Consider the following 1,302-nt stretch of genomic DNA (forward strand, 5'->3'; position numbering starts at 1 on the left):
TAGTACTGATGCGTTTATAAATCGCTGTTATTAAATAAGTTAAGTTGTTCTTTGATATTTTGATTTGCTTTATATTCTTTAAGCAGTTCATTTACAGGTGTTTTAGAGAATGAAGACACTCCTAAAATTTGTGTTATTTCATACACAGAGAGCGGACTTTTCATCTGGTGTTTTAAATATGCGACGATTAAGTATGTGCTTATTGCTATCCATAATTGTATTTTCACAGCATTCTCAGAATGTCCCCAGAGTGTTTTTACTTGAAGGTTCTGCTTTATCCATTTAAAAAAGATTTCAATTTGCCATCGGCTTTTGTACACAGTGGTAATTTCCAATGCATCCATATCAAATTCGTTGGACAAGAACACCAAAGTGGTGTCTTTTTCGCTATCGTAATATTTTACACGCCTGATTTTTTCAGGATATTGCTTTCGGCTTTTGGGTACTAGCAACTTTATTGATTGGTCACATCGAAGCCCCTTGCTTTTGTCTATTTTTCTTGATGCAACGGCTTTGAATTTTAGATTGCTTTTTGCACGTACAACAAAAAAAACATTAGATTGTTTCATCCGAAATAAACGTTCAAAATCGATGTAAGCTTTGTCCATTACGTAAATTGCACTTGGAACAACTTCTATTTCATCTAGCGCGTTTACATCGTGATATTTACCGTCAGTGATATGGATAAATGTGGGGATGTTACCTCGAAGGTTCAATAATGTGTGCATTTTTACTGCACCTTTCGAATACTTCCCGTGTGCCCAATCCATTAAGATTATACTAACGGAAATGGTCGTTGAGTCCAAAATAAATACATCGTTATCAATACCCGACAGGGATGTGTGGTTTTCATTGTACAATGGCCTGACCAAGTTTATTAGGTAGGAACCAAAATCTGCATAAATCCGCCAATCCCTATTTTCATTAGCACGAGACAAAGTAGACTGATTGACACTCTGTTTTATCCCTAAATGGTACAACTGGTTCTTATGAGCGTTTAAACACAGGCATATATCACGAAGCCCATTTCTTGCAGTCAACTGACCAAAGAAAAGTTGTGCAAACTGGTTCCAGCAATTTAACTCCCGTGTTCTATAATCACCATTATAGCGATTTACACATTTTTGAAATTCATAGCGGTTAACGATTGATAAAACCTGTGAAAAAACATATTTACCTGAATTCATAACTTTTGTTTTTCCAAAGTTATTCATCAAATCAAAAAATCAAAGAACGTCTTGTATATATTATATTTACTGATGTTTTAAAATATTTAATCTATCTTAACGCATCAGTACTAAT

At 34.4% G+C, this 1,302-nt stretch carries 1 protein-coding gene; it reads right to left on the reverse strand.

What is annotated here, in order from left to right; all coding sequences use genetic code 11:
- Positions 1 to 14: 14 nt before the first annotated feature.
- Positions 15 to 1,187, reverse strand: a complete 1,173-nt coding sequence (locus FT986_RS15700) for an IS4 family transposase (protein ID WP_147865847.1) — start codon at positions 1,185 to 1,187, stop codon at positions 15 to 17.
- Positions 1,188 to 1,302: the final 115 nt, after the last annotated feature.

Origin of the sequence: Mesonia sp. K4-1 (assembly GCF_008017825.1) — a bacterium.
In the GTDB taxonomy this organism is placed as follows: domain Bacteria; phylum Bacteroidota; class Bacteroidia; order Flavobacteriales; family Flavobacteriaceae; genus Mesonia.